The organism is Micromonospora sp. CNZ309 (assembly GCF_002846525.1).
Map to the genome: position 1 here is coordinate 4,923,441 of NZ_PJNG01000001.1, position 18,449 is coordinate 4,941,889.

An 18,449-nucleotide genomic window follows, 5' to 3' on the forward strand; every position below is an offset into this window, starting at 1 on the left:
TCGCCAGCCCATCCGCTTCGGCCAGCCGTCCGACCCGTTGAGGAGTTCCAGCTTGGCGGGTGGTTGGCCTCGCCCGGCGACGAAGGCAACACTCGCACGTTCCGTTCACGGGTACGCGGTCGCGGCCAGCCCCGCCACGAGCAGATTGTTCTGCAGGCGGCGCCAAGTCAGGGTCCAAACCCGGCGACCCAGCCGCCTCGCCCGGGCCCCCGCTGAGCGTTCACTGGCCGCGCCACCCACTGACGGCATAGGCCCACTTACCCGCAGAGTCCCGCGGCGAACGCCAGGCTGACGTGCGGAGAAGGGCAAAACACACGTATTGGCAAAATTGGCGCTGAGCTGGACTAGAACTTGGTCATGGCCGCTCGCACCTGCCGCCCGTCGCATCCCGCGCGCCGTGGCAGCTGACATGAATGAGACCAGTCTGCCCATCAACGTCGGCACCTGGCTGCTGGCCATCAGCCCCATCGTGGTCCTGCTGGTTCTCCTGGCGGTGCTGCGCTGGAAGGCGCCGCAGGCCGGGCCGGTCGGCATGTTCCTGGCCGTGCTGCTCGCCCTGGTGTTCTTCCGTACGCCGTGGGAGACGGTCGCGGTCGGTGCGGGCAAGGGGATCTGGGACGCGATCTTCATCCTGCTGGTGATCTGGCCGGCACTGCTGCTCTACCGGATCGGCACCGCAGCCGGCGCCTTCGACGCCCTGCGTCGAGGGCTGTCGCGCTACAGCCGCAACCACGTCTTCCTGGTGCTCGCGTTCGGCTGGGTGTTCGCGTCCTTCATGCAGGGCATTGCCGGCTTCGGCGCGCCGATCGCCATCGTCGCGCCGTTGCTGCTGGCGATCGGCGTGCGGGCCGTGTACGCGGTGGCGATCCCGCTGATCGGGCACGCCTGGGCGAACATGTTCGGCACCCTGGCGGTCGGCTGGCTGGCCACCCTGCAGGTGGTCGAGCTGGACAGCGAGTTGACCACCGCGCTGATCACCGCGGTGCTGTTGGCGCCGATCACCCTGATGGCCGGGGTCACCATCGCTTGGATGGCGGGCCGCGGCGCGGCGGTCCGGCTGGCCTGGCCGCTGGTTCTGATCATCTCGGCGATCCACGCCGGCCTGCAGTTCGTGATCATGTACTGGGAGCCGTTGCTGTCGAACTTCCTCGCCACGACGGTGGCCCTGGTCGCTCTGTATCCATTGTCCCGGTGGTCGCGCTACCGCGAGCCGGCGCGCGACATCGAGCGGCGGCCGGCGATGAGCGAGGACGCCGGGGACGCCGCCGAGGACGAGGACGCGAGGCCGACGATGGGCCTGGCGTGGGCGATGCTGCCGTACGCCGTGCTTACCGCTGTCGCCGTACTCACCCTGGCGATTCCGCCCGTGGAGAACCTGCTCGACCAGGTGGAGTTCGGCTTCCCGTTCCCCGATGTCACGACCGGCTATGACGTGGCGAGTGAGGGGGAGCGTCCGTACTCGCCGATCTCACCGTTCACCCACCCGGGGTTCGCCCTCATCGTCGCGACGGCGGTGACGTGGATGGCCTTCCGGTTGCGGGGTTTCTTCGCGGCGCAGCGTGAGCGCGCCGGCCGGCAGTCGGTCTGGTCCTCCCTTGCGGACAACGCGGCACCCGCGTCGGTGGCGATCCTGTCGTTCCTGGTGCTCGCCGGGGTGATGGAGCACTCCGGCCTGACCGACGTGCTGGCGCAGGGCATCGAGACGGTCTCCCCGCCGCTGGTCTACGCCTTCGTGGCGAACTTCATCGGGCTGCTCGGCGCCTTCATGACCTCCAGCAACACGGCATCGAACGTGCTGTTCAGCCAGTTGCAGCAGGGCGTGGCGAGTGGTACGGGGCTGTCTGGCAACGCCATCATCGCCGCGCAGAGTGCCGGAGGGGCGGTCGGCAACGCGATCGCCCCGGCCAACATCGTGCTCGGTACCGGCACCGCCGGCATCGTCGGCCAGGAGGGCCAGGTGCTGCGCAAGACGCTGCCCTGGACGATGGCCGTCGCCGTCGTGATCGGTCTGCTGACCCTGCTGTTCGTCTGACATCGGGAGGACCTATGACCGAGCTCCGCTGGCTGTTGCTGGCGCTGGTGCTGTTCCTCGTCGCGCTGCCGGCCCTCAGCCTCGGCGCCGACACCGACACGTCGCCGGCGTGGTGGGCGGGCCTGGCACTCGTCGGGGTCGCCGGCGCGATACCGATCGTGCTGAAGTTCGCACCCGCTGGCGGCGGGGACGAGGAGGGATGATGGGCCGGTTCCGGGAGATCTACGCCGACACCGGCGACGGGGGCGTGCAACTCGGTGCCAGTGCCGACCGTTGGCACCTCTACGAGGACCACGTGCACCTGTCGCCGCACCACACCGACGGGCAGTTGGTTCGCTTCGACGCCGAGTTGCTGCCGTTCGTGGACAACCTCAATCGGGGCGCGCTGGCCGTGGTGGACATGCAGAACGACTTCTGCGCCCCCGGCGGCTGGACCGACCGCTCGGGCCTGGACTACCGGGCCTGCCGGGAGGCGATTCCCGGCGTGCGGCGGGCGATCGAGGCCGCCCGCCGGCACGACATGTTCGTCATCTGGATCTACTGGCACAACCGGCCCGACCTGCGCAACCTCGGCGCCCCTACCCTCTTCTCCTTCAAACACCGCCGCGACCAACAGGGCATCGGCGAGGAGTTGGACAACGGATCGGTGCTGACCGCGGGGTCCTGGGGAGCGGAGCTGGTCGACGAGGTGAAGAGCCACATGCGCGACGACGACATCCACGTCGAGAAGGTGCGGATGAGCGGCTTCTACGGCACCCATCTGGACCAGGTGCTGCGCACCCAGGGCATCCAGACGCTCTTCGTCTGCGGCGTGAACGCCGACCAGTGCGTCAGCACCACCCTGGAGGACGCCTACTTCCGCGACTACAACCCGGTGCTCATCGCCGACGCGACGGCCACCTCCAGCCCGTCGTACTGCAAGGACGCCGTGGTGTTCAACACCAAGCAGTGCTGGGGTTTCGTCACCACCAGCGACCGGTTCGCCGACCCGCAGCCATACCGACCACGATCGGGGACCTGAAGATGACCGCTCCGCACGGCCCGCGTACCGGCCGGCCACCCACCCGGGTCGACCGTGGCGCGGTCACCTCGCCGCACACCCTGGCCAGCGAGGCCGGCCTGCACGCGCTGCGCCGTGGGGGCAGCGCGGTGGACGCCGGCATCGCCGTCAACGCCATGCTCTGCGTCGCCTACCCGCACATGGCCGGGCTCGGTGGCGACGGCTTCTGGCTGATCGCCGAACCCGACGGAACCGTACGCGGACTGAACGCCTCCGGCCCGTCCGCATCCGCCGCGACCCGGGACTACTACCGGGAGCGGGGGCACACCGACGAGGTGCCCTCCCGTGGCGGTCTGGCCGCGCTGACCGTACCCGGCGCTGTCGACGGCTGGCGGCTCGCCCACGAACGCCACGGACGGCTGCCCTGGTCCGACCTGTTCGCCGACGCCATCCACTACGCGCGGCACGGCGTTCCGGTGTCCCGATCGTTGTCCGACTGGCTGGTCGAAGACCTGGACCTGCTAAACGGCGAGGAATCCATGGCACGGATCTTCGTACCGGACGGGCGTGCCGCCCGCGAGGGCCACCGGCTGGCCCAGCCGGACCTGGCCCGGTCGCTGGCGGCCATCGCCGCCGGCGGTGCCCGCGGCGGCTTCTACGAAGGTGCCCTCGCCCAGCGGATCTGCGCCGCGCTCGCCCCTACCGGATCGCCGTTGCGCGTCGACGACTTCGCCGCCTACCAGGCACACTGGGAAGATCCGATCTACACCGACTACCGGGGTTACACCGTCTACGAGCTCCCCCCGAACACCCAGGGCTTCGCCGCCCTGCAGATCCTCAACCTCGTCTCCGGCTATGACGTGGCCGCCTGGGGAGACGGCACCCCCGACTACTACCACCATCTCGCCGAAGCGGTGAAACTCGCCTTCGCCGACCGCGACGAATGGCTCACCGACAAGCACTGGCTCGACATCCCGGTCACCGAGCTGCTCGACCCGGACTACGCGACGCGGCGCCGCGAGCTGATCCGACCCGACCGGGCCATGGTGATGGCGGACGTCGAACCGGGCATCCGATTCGGCCCGCAGGCCCGACGGCGGTCCCCGCAGGGCGACACCTGCGCGTTCAGCGCCGTCGACGAAAACGGCCTGGTCGTCTCCGCGATTCAGTCCATCTACCACGACTTCGGCAGCGCGATCATCGCCGGGGACACCGGCATCATCCCGCAGAACCGGGGCTCGTTCTTCTCCCTCGACGAGAACCACCCGAACCGGATGGAGCCGGGCAAGCGCACCTTCCACACCCTCATCCCCGGTCTCGTCTGCCGGGACGGCAGACCGTGGCTGGCCTTCGGCAGCATGGGTGGCGAGGGCCAACCACAGACCCACGCCGCGCTCCTGACCCGAACGATCGACTTCGGGTACGACGTCCAGCAGGCCATCGAGGCGCCCCGCTGGTTGATGGGCCGCACCTGGGGCACCACCGCCCAGGACCTGTCCCTCGAGGGCCGCATCGGCGACGAGATCGTCAGGGAACTACAACGCCGCGGCCAGCCGGTACGAATGCTGCCGAACTGGGACGACAACCTGGGCCACGCCCACGCCATCCGGATCGACCACGAACGCGGACTGCTGGAGGCCGGCGCGGACCCCCGAGGTGATGGCGCCGCCCTCGGCTACTGAACGATTCGGACGGGAGACCGTTGGCTGCCGAGGGACCGACCCGGAAAAGACCATGGGAGGCCGTGCCGTGGCTGCTGCGCGTCACGGCCATCTACGGGTCGTGCCTGTTGGTGGTGGCCGCCACCGTGTACCTGATCGGTCGGCTCCTGCTCGCCGTCGCCCCACTGTCCCTGGCCGTGGTCATCGCGCTGCTGCTCACCGCGCTGCTCAACCCGATCAGCAAACTGCTGCGCCGCATCCGGGTACCCGCCGCGCTGGCCGCCCTCGGCGGCGTGCTCACCCTGGTGGGAGTCCTCACGCTCGCCGGCTTCCTGGTCACGAACCAGATCGCCAACCAGTTCGACGACCTCGGCGAAACGCTGTCCGATGGTCTGGAAGAGGTCCAGCAGACGATCGTCAGCGGCCCGCTACCGATCGACGAGGAACAGCTGGATTCCGCCATCGAGGTGCTACAGCAGTCCCTGACCGACGCCTCCGCGGACATCGATCCCGCCGCGACCGCGACCGCCACCCTGGAGACGGTCGGTGCCGTACTTCTAGCCCTCGTCCTGCTCTTCTTTCTCCTCAAGGACGGCTCCCGGATGTGGGGCTGGCTGCTCCGGCTGTTCCCCGACCGGCTGCGCCCACCGGTCGACGAGGCCGGACGGGCCGGCTGGTGGGCGGTCAGCCGCTACATCGGCGGCCAGGCGGTCGTGGCGGCGGTCGACGCCATCGGCATCGGCATCGCCCTGCTGGTGATCGGTGTGCCGCTGGTCCTCCCACTGGCGCTGCTGACCTTCCTCGGCGGTTTCGTGCCGATCGTCGGCGCCACCGTCGCCGGCGCCGCCGCCGCACTCGTTGCCCTCGTCACCAACGGACCCACCGACGCCCTGCTCGTCCTCGCCGCCGTCATCGCCGTCCAACAACTCGAAGGCAACCTACTGGAACCGTTGATCGTCGGCCGAGCCCTGAAACTGCACCCCGCCCCCGTACTCCTCGCGGTCACCGCCGGCACCCTGACCGCCGGCATCGCGGGAGCCGTCATCGCCGTGCCGGTCCTCGCGGTGCTGCACCAGAGCGGCTCCGTCCTGCTAAGGCATCAGGCCGAACAGCGCACCACCGCCCAACCGGCACCGAAACCGGACCCACCGCCAGAGCAGCCATAACGGTACCCCTGCCGAGGGCGCTCACCCTCGACGTACGGGTCGATGACTCCGATCATCCGGCGCGAGAGCTACGCCGGCTGCACAGCGTCTTCCACGGAGGGCCGGGGCCGCACGGCACCTGCACCGGGTTGGACGTGGGCGACCACCTTTCCCCACTCCCGGCGTAGCTGGCACGGCGTGCGACCGGGGTATGGCCGGGCGTCGGTCAGTAGGGTGGCGGCACTACGGCGGTGTCCCGGGCCAAGCAATTTGGCCCGGGACCGTGGCTAGCCGACAGTCGTCGGGACGAGAAGCCCGGCCAGCAGGATTCCTACTCGCCTTCGGCCTCGCGCCCCGTGGGCTCCTGGTGTGAGCTGCTTGCGGTGACACCGGGGCCGTACGGGGACTGCTGCTCCGGGGGTACGGTGCGATGCTCGGCCCGTGGGCTCTTGCCGGTGCCGCCCTGAGGGCCGTCGCTGTCCTGCACCAGGCGGGTCTCGCCGCTGCGGCGCATCTCGGGCTGCTGGATGTTCGGCATGGGTCGTCCCCTTTCGTTGTCGCGTCGACGTGTCCGATCCTCGTCGCCGTCCCGGTGAACGTGCCCTCAGAGTTTGCGGTTACCCATGACAGTTTCGTGTCGGAGCCTCTTCGGTTGAGGAATATCGCGTCGGGGATTGCGCTTGTGCGCAAGCTATTCACCAGCCGGCCACGGCTCGCGGCGAGCTTGCCGGATGCTGAAGCTGGCGCTTGAAGGCGACGGCGCGCCCATCACCCGGCGGCGGCACGGCGGACCAGCCGACGCGCCTCGTCGCGTCGCACGCCGGTGGTCCGGAGCAGCTCGTTGGCAACGGTCCGCAGTTGGGAGACCACGATCGTGCCGGAGAACCTGCTTCTTGCCCCAGTGCGGGCGTCCGCCGTACTGGCGGAACACCGCCTCCATGTCCCGGAAGTACTCCTCGTAGGGCAGTAAGGTGTTCTGCAGGCAGGCGATCGTGGTGGTCGGCCGCCCGTAGGCATTGCTGAGCCACACGTCATCGGCGGCGATGCTGCGCACCAGCACCCGCCAGGCGGCCACCCGGCGGTGCCGCTGGCGTACCTCCGCGAAGCAGGCGGGAAAGGCCTCCGACGGCAGCATGTACTCGATCTCCTCGAACCGCAGCTCCCGGTGCCGGGGGATGGTCCGGTGGGTGGGACCGGCCCGAACTTCGCGGGGTTCACCCAGGGCGCCGAGCCCGGCACCCTGGGCGCATGCCACGGTTGTTTGTCGGCGCCGTCGTCGGCGCGGTTCATCACCCGCATCTGGGTCCGCTGCGCGGATACCAGTAGAAGTCCATGTTCCGGTTGGTGTGCTGCAATTCGGCAAGGTGGTCGAGGGTCCAGTCGATTCGGGGCGCACCACGAGCGGCGGTGGAGTTCGTAGCGGGGTTGCACGTCGAGTGTCACCCGCGTGACGACGCCCAGGGCACCGAGGGACAGGCACGCGGCGGGCAGCAGGTCGGCGTTGCGGTCCGGCCCGATGTCTAGCGTCTCGCCGGTGCCGGTGACCAGCCGCACGCCCGCCACCTGAGTGCTGAGGTTGCCGAACCCCACGCCGGTGCCGTGGGTGCCGGTGGCGGTCGACCCGACGATGGACTGGTAGTCGACGTCACCGAGGTTGTCCATTGCCAGGCCCGCGTCGTACAGGCCCTCCCCGAGCAACCCTGAGCTTGGTGCCGCCCCAGCCGGTGGCGAGGTTCCCCTCGTTCGAGATGACCCCGGCGAGCCGGTCCAGGCTCAGCAGGATCCCGTCGGTCCGCACCAACGGGCTGGACGAGTGACCGGACCCGACGGGTCGGATGGTCGTACCCGACTCTCGGGCGCGCTGCACGGCAGCGCACACCTCATCCTCGTCGGCCGGCATCGCGAACTCCGCCGGCGCGAAGCGGAGGCTGCCGGACCAGTTGACGAACGACCCCTCCACCCTGCCCCCTCCGATCCGGACGGGACGGCTTACCGACGGTGCACGGGGTAGTCGCCCGGGTCCTGGGCCGACTTGGATGCGTCGCTGCTCCGGATCCCGCTGGTCGGCTTCCTCCCCGGTCACGACCCCGGGTGGTGGGCACGATCGAACGCGTGTGGCGGGACCTCTCCGTCGGCCCGGCGCTGATCCGCCGCTACGCCATCGACGACGGGCTGCCCGGCGATGAGGGCGCCTTCCTTCTCTGCTCCTTCGAACTGGTCTCCGCCCTCGTCCTCGCCGGACGCCACGACGAGGCGCGCGCATTATTCGACCAGCTGCTGTCGTACGCCGGACCGCTCGGCCTGTTTACCGAACAGCTCGCCGGCGACGGCACCGCTCTGGGCAACTACCCGCAGGCCTTCACCCATCTCGCATCGATCGAAGCGGCGCTCAACCTGGATGCGGCCGGTGATAGCGACGCCCTGCACGCCTGGGCCGCGCGGTCCTGGACCAGCCGGGAGCCGGAGACGGGGTAGCAGCGTTACTTCACTCGTGCGCCGAGTCTCGCCTCGCCGGAGACCCTGGTGCACCTGCGAGCGCAGGCAGAGCAACCTGGCCAGCGGCGGGCAGGCCGTGCTGCAGCCGCCCGCCGCGCAGCCCGTAACGCGCCGGTCGCGGCGGCTGCCTGACAACTCCCGCCGTCGACAAGCGGCTGCGGCCCGACTCGTGCACGTCGGGCCACAGCCACTTCTGCTTCGCCCCGATCCGGGCATACCAGGACCGGTGGCCGACCACATCAGGCGAACCGCGGCGAATGCACCAGCGGACGGACCCGTTGCCCTCGACGGCGCCCAACCCGCTCTTCCCCCAGATGAGTCAACCGCAGCGGCGGAAGGCGTCCGTAGTGCCGGCGGTGGTAACCACGCCGGAGCCTTGGTCGAGAACAACGATGATGGCCGGCTGGGTCTGTCCCGAGCGGCAGCGGATGTCCGCGACGTATTGCCAGCCGGAAATTGCGCCGCTGCTGTTTGCGGTCAGTGACCCGAGCGAGTACGGGCCGACCGTGTTGATCCGCACCGCGTAGAAGCGCACCGGCCGGTTGGGGGAGAGCCCGCTGCCGGTGGCGTACAGGTAGCCGCCGAGTTGGTGGAACGTGGTGGTGACGGAGACTCCCCCACGTGGCGTCGCACCCGGGTCGACCAGCCGCCAGGGCGCGTTGGCGTTGTCACTGTAAGCCCGGTCGCGGCTGGACGGGAACACACAGACGAGGTCCGAGGGTCGCGTCTCACGCCACACGAAGCCCGCCTTGCAGAAGCCGTTGGGCTCTCGGCGTGACGGCCCCAGGGCGTTCTCGGTCTGGGTGTCGGACCGCGTCTGCGGGGTCACACAGACCTGGTCGCCCGGCACCGCCTCTCGCCAGACGTAGCCGGTCGCGCAGGTGTACGGTCCCGATGCCAGGTGCACTGCTTGCGCCGGTGAGGCAACGGTCAGCAGTCCGGCCAGCAACGCCACCGCCGCGAGGGCCTCCGCCAGCCAACGTCGCCTGGTGTCGCGACCGGTGTCCCTCGCCATCTTTCTGATGTCGTACATCTGCCATCCTCCGGGGCCAATCCGTCTCGTACGGTGGTTCTTCTCTGTCGCCAGAGGACATCAAATCGCGGTTTCCGGCTTCGGGAGCTTGCTCCGCCTGGATTCCGACACTGTCGGGAATTGGAGCAAAATGTGAAGACACCCAGCAATCTGCCGGAGCTCGGCCAGGGCATCGACGCAGCGAAGAAGATCAAAGGACGCAAGCGGACACACCGCGGACGACACCTCGGACTGCTGGCGTCAATGTCAGTGTGCCGGACTGGATCGACTACTGTGAGCTCGGCGGCCAGATCGTCACATGCGAACTTTCTGGCTTGGCCGCGGAGCACACCGAGTGGTTGCACGCGTTCGAACTGAAGAGCAAGCAACAGTCCAAGCCGGGCCCCGCCGGATCGGTCAAGGGCACGATACGCGCCTTCGGCCCGGACGGCGCCGAATACACCGGCGGTGGTGACCTCGAGGTCACGATCGTGGCGAGCGGCCCTGATCTGGTCGCGTCCACTGCGGATATCAACAGCGCGAACGACCGCGTCGGCGGCGGTGACGTGCGTCCGGTAGCGGCTGCGATCTACAACGACGGCGACACAGCTACTGGCGACTGGTACATCCAGATCTCGGTGCCCACGGGCGCCGGCATCGTCGAGCAGTACTCGGACTGCGAGTACCGGGACTGGTGGCCGGGGGAGCACCCCGCCGGTTACGTGTACGGCCCCAATGTGGTCACCTGCCCGGCACCTCCAGATCTGGACCCGCTCGGTGTCGGCGAAGGACTCGTCTTCGTCGACGAGACCGGCGAGTCGCTCTTCCACGCCGCGTTCGGCAAGAACCTACGCGGCCCCGAGGAGACTAGCGGATCCGTTCAGGTCGGCCTCGTTGACGACCTTGAGTCCGAGCGGGCACCGACAAAGTTGACCCGCAAGGGATCGTCCGGCAAGAAGTTCGCGGACGCGATCGCCGATCTGAAGCCCACCACCCGGATCGCTGCCCGAAGTGAGGGCAATACCGACAACAACTGGGCCGGCTTCGCCATCTGGACCAAGCCGAACACGCACGACTTCGCTGTCACCGCCGGGTCGGTCAGCGGCAGCATCGGCGACATCGTCGAGATTCCGTACACGGTGATCAACAACGGCCCGGCCGACGGCGGGGCCGGTTGGACGTTCAAGGCACCGACCGGCACCGTGCTGGTCAACGACGCTCAGTACGACGGGCCCTGGTGCTACTTCCTTGACGAGCACGGCCGCCCAGCCAAGGAACTGCCCGAGGTCAGTTGCAGCACCGAGGGTGAGTTCCCGGCCAAGGCCTCCGGCTACCAGGGCGTCAAGGGCAAGATGAAGCTCCGGATCATCTCCACGCCGGGTGACAACGGCACCTTGCGGGTCCGATCGTTCCCGGAAAGCACCGAGTCCAACCCGGCCAACAACGAGGTCAAGCTGGTCGTCACGGTCAGCGGCGGTGGCGGCGGTGGCCTGCCGGTCACCGGGGCGAACGCGGCGCTCATTGGCGGAATCGGCGGCGGTGCGGTGGCGATCGGCGCAGCACTGTTCTTCCTCGCCCGGCGACGTCGGATAGTCGTCGTCAGCGAGTAACACCGGCCCCGGAAAGAGGGCACCGCCGGACTCGTCGGTGCCCCCTTTCGCTCGCGAAACCGAACACCTCCGCCCCTCCTCGCCCGCGCCGCACGAGTTGAAAATCAAGCTAGGCAAGCCCACCTGACGGCCCCTGACCACCCGAGGCAGCGGCCGATGACAAGAAACGAGGTGGATCGGCGGCGCGTCAACTGCCGGCAAACCCGCCGTCGTCTACGTCCGCGACCGACGCCACCCCAACTCACCACAGCTGCGGCACTCAAGCTCCGACAGCTCATCGACATAACCGCGTCACCGAATCAGTGCCAGCGTGGGAGCCGATGCCAGCGCGGGCGAGGTACGCCGCGATGCGCTCTTCGCCGCTCCCGGAGTAGAGCACAAAGGCCATCTCGCTCAGCAGCGTTGTCGACTCTCATGTCCTCAGCCCGCCTAATACTCCAGCCGGGGATGTTGACCTTGGCTGAGCTGGGGCTTGGTGTGGTGTGTGAACGGGTGCAGCCACCGTCGATCATGGGCGGTTGTGTGGACTGACCATGACGCGGCGGTGGCTGCGGGATACAGGGTAGACGCTCAGCGGTGGCGGGTGTTGTTCGACGGCCTGATGCTGACGGTCGGGGGACGTTTCCGCAGGCCCGAGCCTCGCCGTCGGGTGCGTGACTTCGTCCGGGGCCTGCTGGCGCCGTTACCGTCGAAGAACTGCTGGACGATCGCCGAGCACGCCGGTGACAGCGGCCCGGACGGGATGCAGGACCTGTTGACCCGGGTGCGCTGGGACGACGCCGCCGTTCGTGTCGATGTCCGCGAGTTCGTCGCCCAGCACCTCGGTGATACCGAGGCGGTGCTGGTCATCGACGAGACGGGGGACCTGAAGAAGGGCCGGCACACCGTCGGTGTCCAGCGGCAGTACTCAGGCACGGCCGGGAAGATCGAGAACTGCCAGCTCGCCGTGCACCTCGTCTACGCCACCGACACCGCTCACGCGATGCTCGACGCGGCCCTCTACCTGCCGAAATCCTGGTGCGACGACCCCGAACGCCGGACACGGGCCGGTGTCCCCGAGCAGGTGCGGTTCGCCACGAAACCGCAGCTGGCGTCCCGGATGATCACCACCGCGGTCACCGCCGGGCTGCCGTGCGGGTGGGTGGCCGGCGACGAGGCCTACGGCAACGATCCACGCCTGGCCGCCCGGCTACGTCAGCTGCGCCTGGGCTACGTCCTGGCCGTGGCCCGCTCCCACCAGGTCACCACCAGCCTCGGCGTCCACCGCGTCGACGCCCTGGCCACCGGTCTTCCCACCACCGCCTGGCAGCGCATCTCCGCCGGCCGAGGCGCGAAAGGCCACCGCTGGTACGACTGGTCCTACACCGCCCTACCGCACGCCACCGACGCACACGGCGGACACCACTGGCTCCTGACCCGCCGCAACCGCCGCACCGGTGAACTGGCCTTCTACCGCTGCTGGTCACCGCAACCCGTCCCACTCCACCGCCTGGTCACGGTCGCCGGCCGCCGCTGGAAAATCGAAGAATCGTTCCAGGCCGCGAAGACCGGACTCGGCCTCGACCAGCACCAACACCGCCGCTGGACGTCATGGCACCGCTGGACCACCCTGGTGATCCTCGCCCACGCATTCCTCGCCGCCGCGACCGCCAACCACCACCATCAACCGGCCGGGCTGATCCGACTGACCGTCAACGAACTACGCCACCTGTTCCACGTCCTGATCATCGAACCCACCCGCCGCCGAGCGGACCCACTGCTCTGGTCCATCCGCCGACGACGCCACCAAGCCCAAGCCATGACCAGCCACTACACCCGACAAGACCTCACCGAGCCGTGATCACAATCCCCGGCTGGAGTACTAATACTCCAACGTCACTTGGTTTCGGCATTGGGCGTGGCGTAGGCATGAGGACGGCCACCGGGTCGATCATCGGTGGTCTGTGCGGACAACCGAAGATCGCGCGGTGGCTGTGGGCCACACGTAGACCCGCTGTGAGGGCGAACCGAACATTTGCCGGGTTATTGTATTCTGCACTGTTACCAGTGCCTTCCGCCCTGGTACTCGATGGTCAAGAGCGTCGCGCTTTCGCGCTGGTCGTTGTTTGAGGGGGATACGTGCCGTCGTCCAAGCCCAGTAAACGGCCAGGTCGGCGTCGGAAGAAGCCGCCCTCAGTCCCGTCGACGGAGCAACCGGACGGTAGCGCCCCGGCGACGGGACAGGAACGCCGCGCCGACCGCGCCGGTCCACCCCGGCAGGACGATGAAACGCAGGGTGGCGCGGGCGACCCGCCCATGCGGGAGGAGAACACGGTGTTCTCTCGCCGGAACCTGCTCTGGGCGGCTGGTGGCGGGGCCGCAGCCGCCATCTTCACCGCACTGGTCACCGAATTGGACGATCGACTCACCTCACCTGCGCAGGCAATACGCGACGATCGTGCGGTAGAGGCCGCCAAGCGTGAGGAAGCCCGCCGGAAAGCTCCGCTGTCGCTGAATGCCTACTACTACGACCGGTCCGACGAGGCGAAGATCTGGTTGGCAGTCGCGCCCCTGACAGCTGAGGTCCGACAGCGGCTGGGCACGCCAGCCTTCGCGGAAATCGCCACCGAACGCGGCATCGACGCGGTTGTTAGTACCAGCGATAAGCACCCGTACCGACTTTTGACCCGGGTACGGCTCTCGGTGGTCGGGCAGTGGGCCGCCCCGGTCTTCGTCACCCAGATCCGGGCCCGGGTGCTGCGTCGCTCGGCGCCCCTGCCGCACGCGTACGTGTTCCAGCAGAGCCAGGGCGACGGGGAGCCGCTGAAGATCGGCTTTGACCTGGACGAGCCCGACAGCGTCGCGCGGGTCATCGGACCCGACAAGCGACTCGGCGGGGCATATGTCGACGACCGTTCGTTAACCCTCGCGCCGGGTGAGCCGATCACGATCGATGTGCAGGCTCAGACAGACCGGTCGTACCACGAGTGGGTCATCGACTTCGACCTCGACCTCGACGGCGAGAAGCGGGTGGTCACCGTCGATCACGATGGGCAGCCGTTCCGCAGCACCAGCCTGGCCCGCCACTACCAGGACCGTTACTACTTCAGCATGGCGAAGATGGGCCTCGTATACGACGGCCCCGGCCCTTTCGAGCCGCTGATATGAACGCCAGGCGCCGGGGCGCCGTGCTACTCGCCACGTTTGCGCTGTCCTGGGCACTGACTTTTGCCGTGGTCCAAGCCCTACGCGACGTTGGCGACGACGACCGCCCGGCGCTGCCGCCCCAGGCGGCACCCACGGGCAGCCCGTCCTCCGCCGGTCCGACAGCCAGCAGCGCCGACGGGGTTTCGCTGGCCGCCACGCTCGCGGGCACCCGGAACAGCAGCGAGCTGGCCCTCGAAGTCGCGGAGGCGCAGGCTCGGACGGTCCCACCATCGCAGGTACGGGACTGCCAGCAGTTCGCCTCGTGGGCACAGCGCAGAGGTGCCGTCCCCGTCGGCTTCGAACCCCTCCACCTACTGACCATTCGCGGCGAGCGCCGCGTAGACGTGGCGGTTCACAGAGTCGTGGCTGTGCCGGTTGCGCAGATTGCCCGGGAGCGGGAGCAGGGCCCGTGGGTGGAGGTGGCCTGCCGTGAAGAACCTCCCGCCCCCAAGGCCACGCCCGACATCCTCGACCTCGGCGGGCCGCACCTGCTCGTACCAGGGCAGACGATCCGGCTGCTGGTCGACCTGTCCGGCATCGAGTCGGTCGGCGAAAACTTTCCGATCGGGGGGTGGAACTACTACCTGCGCGTCGACCTTGAGGTCGATGGGGTGACCCAGAGCTACGAGCTGCGTGACGAGGCAGGCGGATACTTCCGCTGCTGCGGACGCACAACATTCATGGGCTACCAGGCTGCTCGATACGAATGGACCGTCTCCCCCAAGCCCAAGCTCCGTTACTGCCCGGAACTGAACTATGGCGATAAGCCGCCACCCCGGGTCTGCCAGGCGAGGGAGCCTGGCTAATATTCCAACGTCACTTGGCCTGTCTGCGCTGATAGTGGGATCGGCGGGCTCGGGCTTGGGATGTTCGCCGCCAGATTGACCAGCGCAGGGTGTGCTCCGGCGGTAGCGCCACGGCGAGGACGAAGGCGTTGAGGAGTCGGCGAATCTCGGCGACGGTCAACGCGATGATCAGCGGGTCGGGGTCCGTGTCGATGATCGTCAGTCTGAGCGAGGCTGGAGCGGTGGCTGCGGGAACAGGCCCCAGCGACCTACGAGTCACTACGCCCGTCCGCCACGATCGAGGCCATCGACTCGATGGCCCACCAACTTGGCGTGCGAGTCCTGCCCGATCTCAAACGCCTCTGGTTATGGCACGACGGCAGCGCGGGTCCCCTCGTAGTGGCCGGGCTGGCCCTGCAGCCTGGCCACTACCCAGCCCGGGAGGGCCGCAAAACATCAGACGTGCTCCGCGTAGCGGCCGGTCCAGCCGCCGGGCCAGCAGACCGGAGTTGATCCCTCCACCAGTGCCCCCGACCGCGCCTTCCACCTGCTGTCCCGGAGCAGCCCCAGCCGGTCAGCTATCTTCCCTGGTCACGTTGGTGCGGCCGGAGGGACTCGAACCCCTAACCTTCTGATCCGTAGCGTCTACATACGCCCGTAGAGCAGAGGCGGCCGGCGTGGCCAGCAGTGTTCTATTCGGTCGGAGCGACCACACTCTCACTCGGTGTAATGGCGCTACCGCAACTACCGGCCTCCCGCCATGTCGCCGCGTCGGGCGTACGACTGTTGCATGTACTGGCGTTCTCCTTGCTAGCCGGCGGCGTCTGCGCAACCGCTTCGACCCGTAGGCGCAGCGATCGACTCAATGGAAAACGGCCCTGATCGCCGGTGCTCCCAGGCCACTCTCGGTGCCGAACACAAGATGCCGACCACGGCGGTGGGGTGCGTACCTCGATGTACGCACCCCACCATTCCGAACCGCATGCCAGGAACCAGTGCCCGTCAGATCGTCTCCGGGCCGATCATCAAGATGATCAACTCGCTCTCCCCGCCAGCCACGGCAGCCGACTGCTCTGGTGAGATGCCCAGGTGCCCTGGCGGTTCCAAACCCTGTTTCAACTTCTCCACCGAGATAGAGCAGGTGTCGGCCGCCAACCGCACCTCACCTTCGGCGATCACCACATACGGCCCACTCGGCCGCTGCGGAACCAGTGCCAGTGATAGTTTCCCGGCCGGATCGAGCTTCACCTTCTCTGCTCCGCTTGTTGATGCCGGGCCAATGAATCCGACTTCCAACCAGGTCCGGTCCTCGTACGGCTGCGTCTGGGCATACCCGTCGACGGTGAGCCCTCGGGCGCATCGCTGCACACTCTCGCTGGGGCGTCTGGCGGTCTGACAGGCTGTTAACCACAGCAACGTCACCAGCAACAATGCCGAGAAGCCGAACTTGACCTCGCCCAGATCGCCACAGCCACCGTCACCAGCACCAGCACCAGCACCAGCACCAGCACCTACTACGAAATGTCCACCGCCGCCGACCTCACTGCCTGCCTCGACGACCTCACCCACCAGTTGACGTCGACCCCTTCCGGGACTTGACCAAACCCAGAGGGAAACCCCCGCAGCAGGACCGGCCATGGTCACTTCGAAGCCCGGCTACTTTCCGTCATCGACATCGGAGCCACTGAAACTTGTACACATCCAAGGCGGCGTTACGCCCTCGCAGGGACATGCAGGTCGGGGCGGCGCCGTAGAGCAGCACAGTTGTGTAAGGCGGGATAGCGAGGAAGGAGGGCAGCGCAGGGTCAGCGGGCGGGGACGATGGGGCCGCGGTGCAACCAGTCGATGAGGTCGGGCTCGGCCAGTTTCGCGACCCGATCCTCGTATCGCCGCAGGTCATCTTCGTCGAGCAGGTCCCGCCACTGGCCGCTGACACCCTGGTTGAAGAACCGCTTCGGATCGCGCCACATCGCCGCGACCGGGGTCAGAGCCTCCGCCCGGCCGCGCATCGAGTCGAATGTCGCCGCCCGCACCAGATCCGGCCACCGCGACTCCGGCACCTCGATTCCGAGGCGCCCGGCGAGGAACCTCATCTGGCCTTCAAGATCTGACTTCAGATCGTCGTAGTGCAGCAGCAGCACGTTGGGCCGCTCCCGCTCGGCCCAGAACCCCGACAGGTGGTGCAGCATCGACGGCAGGCCCACCTGCACATTGGTGTCCTCCAGCCAGGCCCAGAAACGGTTGTACGCGGACTCCGCAGGCGCCGGAGCCGTATCGGCGGGCTCCTGGGTCGGGCTACCGCCGGCCGCCAGCATCGCGTCGAAGGCCTCTTGGGCGACGTTCTGGATATGGGCGTCCCAGGAGATCGCGACGTCCCGGGGATCCCGACCGACCGCGACGTAGGTCACCCCATCATGGATGGGCAGCCCATCGAAGGGCGTATGAGTCTTGATGAAACGGCGATGCCGCTGCGCCTCGTAGAACGCGAAGATGTCGTCCCGGCTGCGAGTCAACATGTCGAGCCAGTAGGTGAGGTCGTCCAGCCGTGCCGGCAGATCCGGTGTCTGGAAGATCAACAAGGCGCAGATCGTCTGCGTCCACGTCGTCCCGCACTTCGCGGGGGTCGAAACCACGATGTCACCTTCACGGAACGGGAAACCCTCCCACCGTCCACTGTCCATGACCTCGTTCTGGTACCGAACCGTCGGTTGGCGCAACGGTCCTCCCCGCTTTTCGGTTGATCCGTCTATAGTAGACCTAATTTACCGAGCCGGGCGACCGTCGACCAGCCTGCGGTCCAGTGAAGGGCCAAGGTACGAGCTATCTCGGTGGTTCGAGTTCGAGGGTCATGCCGGTGCTGGTGAAGAAGCCGGCGAGGAGCTCGTTCTGTTGCTGACAAGCGCGTAGTCGACGTTTGACCAGTTCAGCGAGGTGGCCGATACCGCACGAATCCCAGCCACGGCAGGGTGCACAGCTGGACCGCCACGCCCAGCACGTTGCGGCCGGTGCGGGACTGGCGCACGAATGCCTCGTCCGCACCGGTCAACGAGACGATGCGGGCCCGCCGGCGTCACGCTGGGTTTCACGCCGGCGACGCTCCAGTGAAGGTGCATCCCATCTCGGCGAACAATGCCAGGCCTGCTCGGCCGGCGCCCGGCACGGGAGAAACCCGGAAACCATGCAGCCCGGGATCTGGCCGGGTAGGCGCGGCGGGTCGGCGCTCTTTGATGTTCACCCGCCCTGTTTGGTGGTGCTACCTCCAGCGCTCTTCCTGCTCCGGCAGGCGACAGGCCCTCCATGCCAGGGAAGCGCTCACCTTCCTCGATTCCGTTACAACGAGGCACGTGACGCAAGGAACGGCCGTCTTCTGTCTGCGGGCGGCGGAGCGGCGCGGGGTGCGGGTTGCCTCTGCCGAGTCGTCGAAGGGCTGACAGGGGCTGCCCGATCGCAACCGATCGACAGCGGAGCGGTCCGCGATGCTCATCCTCATGCGCCGGGGACGGCTCCAACGGCCGGAGCACT

13 protein-coding genes and 4 pseudogenes are annotated in these 18,449 nt (G+C 68.1%); 10 read left to right on the top strand and 7 right to left on the bottom strand.

Going from position 1 to position 18,449, the window contains the following annotated elements:
• Nucleotides 1-409 precede the first annotated feature (409 nt).
• From CLT72_RS20685 to CLT72_RS20705, 5 genes are all read left to right on the top strand, one after another.
• Nucleotides 410-2,032 carry an L-lactate permease gene (locus CLT72_RS20685; RefSeq protein ID WP_101413204.1) on the top strand — a complete coding sequence of 541 codons (1,623 nt, stop codon included), beginning with the start codon at nt 410-412 and terminating at the stop codon, nt 2,030-2,032.
• Between the two features lie 14 nt (nt 2,033-2,046).
• Nucleotides 2,047-2,235, top strand: a complete 189-nt coding sequence (locus tag CLT72_RS20690) for a hypothetical protein (RefSeq protein WP_101413205.1) — start codon at nt 2,047-2,049, stop codon at nt 2,233-2,235.
• Nucleotides 2,235-3,053 (top strand): cysteine hydrolase family protein, encoded by an 819-nt coding sequence (locus CLT72_RS20695; RefSeq protein ID WP_101413206.1) that lies wholly within the window; start codon nt 2,235-2,237, stop codon nt 3,051-3,053. Before CLT72_RS20690 ends, CLT72_RS20695 begins: the two co-directional genes overlap by 1 nt.
• Nucleotides 3,054-3,055: 2 nt before the next feature.
• Nucleotides 3,056-4,714, top strand: a complete 1,659-nt coding sequence (gene ggt / locus CLT72_RS20700) for a gamma-glutamyltransferase (RefSeq protein ID WP_101413207.1) — start codon at nt 3,056-3,058, stop codon at nt 4,712-4,714.
• A 62-nt stretch (nt 4,715-4,776) separates the two neighbouring features.
• Entirely contained in the window at nt 4,777-5,859 is a 1,083-nt protein-coding gene (locus tag CLT72_RS20705; protein ID WP_250100343.1) for an AI-2E family transporter, read from the top strand.
• A 310-nt stretch (nt 5,860-6,169) separates the two neighbouring features.
• On the opposite strand, the gene CLT72_RS20710 is transcribed toward CLT72_RS20705, so the two are convergent.
• Both CLT72_RS20710 and CLT72_RS20715 read right to left on the bottom strand, forming a co-directional pair.
• Nucleotides 6,170-6,376: a hypothetical protein gene (locus tag CLT72_RS20710; RefSeq protein WP_101413209.1), complete on the bottom strand. Its 207-nt coding sequence runs from the start codon at nt 6,374-6,376 to the stop codon at nt 6,170-6,172.
• A gap of 342 nt (nt 6,377-6,718) precedes the next feature.
• Nucleotides 6,719-7,798: pseudogene (locus CLT72_RS20715) on the bottom strand (D-arabinono-1,4-lactone oxidase); the annotation flags it as partial.
• A 38-nt stretch (nt 7,799-7,836) separates the two neighbouring features.
• On the opposite strand from CLT72_RS20715, the gene CLT72_RS20720 reads away from it, so the two are divergent.
• Nucleotides 7,837-8,313: a glycoside hydrolase family 15 protein gene (locus CLT72_RS20720; protein WP_350823081.1), complete on the top strand. Its 477-nt coding sequence runs from the start codon at nt 7,837-7,839 to the stop codon at nt 8,311-8,313.
• 340 nt (nt 8,314-8,653) lie between these two features.
• Here CLT72_RS20720 and CLT72_RS20725 read toward each other — a convergent pair whose 3' ends face one another.
• Nucleotides 8,654-9,349 carry a hypothetical protein gene (locus CLT72_RS20725; protein ID WP_144082285.1) on the bottom strand — a complete coding sequence of 232 codons (696 nt, stop codon included), beginning with the start codon at nt 9,347-9,349 and terminating at the stop codon, nt 8,654-8,656.
• Nucleotides 9,350-9,606: 257 nt separating this feature from the next.
• On the opposite strand from CLT72_RS20725, the pseudogene CLT72_RS20730 reads away from it, so the two are divergent.
• The 4 genes and pseudogenes from CLT72_RS20730 to CLT72_RS32940 all read left to right on the top strand — a co-directional run.
• Nucleotides 9,607-10,956, top strand: a pseudogene (locus CLT72_RS20730) (hypothetical protein); the annotation flags it as partial.
• A 601-nt stretch (nt 10,957-11,557) separates the two neighbouring features.
• Nucleotides 11,558-12,796 (top strand): IS701 family transposase, encoded by a 1,239-nt coding sequence (locus CLT72_RS20735; RefSeq protein ID WP_199184735.1) that lies wholly within the window; start codon nt 11,558-11,560, stop codon nt 12,794-12,796.
• Nucleotides 12,797-13,251: 455 nt separating this feature from the next.
• Nucleotides 13,252-14,103, top strand: coding sequence for a hypothetical protein (locus tag CLT72_RS20740; RefSeq protein ID WP_101413212.1), 852 nt, complete (start codon nt 13,252-13,254; stop codon nt 14,101-14,103).
• 407 nt (nt 14,104-14,510) lie between these two features.
• The gene (locus tag CLT72_RS32940; protein ID WP_144082286.1) at nt 14,511-14,948 is read left to right on the top strand and encodes a hypothetical protein; all 438 of its coding nucleotides are present in this window, start codon (nt 14,511-14,513) and stop codon (nt 14,946-14,948) included.
• A 10-nt stretch (nt 14,949-14,958) separates the two neighbouring features.
• Here the strand turns inward: CLT72_RS32940 and CLT72_RS32945 are convergent.
• The 4 genes and pseudogenes from CLT72_RS32945 to CLT72_RS31610 form a co-directional block, all read right to left on the bottom strand.
• Nucleotides 14,959-15,132 (bottom strand): annotated as a pseudogene (locus CLT72_RS32945) (IS701 family transposase); the annotation flags it as partial.
• 797 nt (nt 15,133-15,929) lie between these two features.
• Nucleotides 15,930-16,496 carry a hypothetical protein gene (locus CLT72_RS31605; protein WP_144082287.1) on the bottom strand — a complete coding sequence of 189 codons (567 nt, stop codon included), beginning with the start codon at nt 16,494-16,496 and terminating at the stop codon, nt 15,930-15,932.
• Nucleotides 16,497-16,732: 236 nt separating this feature from the next.
• A complete protein-coding gene (locus CLT72_RS20760) occupies nt 16,733-17,560 on the bottom strand; it encodes a sulfotransferase domain-containing protein (protein ID WP_250100348.1) in 828 nt (275 codons plus the stop codon).
• A 311-nt stretch (nt 17,561-17,871) separates the two neighbouring features.
• Nucleotides 17,872-17,985: pseudogene (locus tag CLT72_RS31610) on the bottom strand (hypothetical protein); the annotation flags it as partial.
• Nucleotides 17,986-18,449 lie beyond the last annotated feature (464 nt).

What these genes read in the sequence shown, in the direction of transcription:
- ggt (WP_101413207.1), top strand. Translation starts at nt 3,056, where the DNA reads ATGACCGCTCCGCACGGCCCGCGTACCGGCCGGCCACCCACCCGGGTC.
- CLT72_RS20695 (WP_101413206.1), top strand. Translation starts at nt 2,235, where the DNA reads ATGGGCCGGTTCCGGGAGATCTACGCCGACACCGGCGACGGGGGCGTG.
- CLT72_RS20725 (WP_144082285.1), bottom strand. Translation starts at nt 9,349, where the DNA reads ATGGCGAGGGACACCGGTCGCGACACCAGGCGACGTTGGCTGGCGGAG.
- CLT72_RS20710 (WP_101413209.1), bottom strand. Translation starts at nt 6,376, where the DNA reads ATGCCGAACATCCAGCAGCCCGAGATGCGCCGCAGCGGCGAGACCCGC.
- CLT72_RS20740 (WP_101413212.1), top strand. Translation starts at nt 13,252, where the DNA reads ATGCGGGAGGAGAACACGGTGTTCTCTCGCCGGAACCTGCTCTGGGCG.
- CLT72_RS20690 (WP_101413205.1), top strand. Translation starts at nt 2,047, where the DNA reads ATGACCGAGCTCCGCTGGCTGTTGCTGGCGCTGGTGCTGTTCCTCGTC.
- CLT72_RS20735 (WP_199184735.1), top strand. Translation starts at nt 11,558, where the DNA reads ATGCTGACGGTCGGGGGACGTTTCCGCAGGCCCGAGCCTCGCCGTCGG.
- CLT72_RS20685 (WP_101413204.1), top strand. Translation starts at nt 410, where the DNA reads ATGAATGAGACCAGTCTGCCCATCAACGTCGGCACCTGGCTGCTGGCC.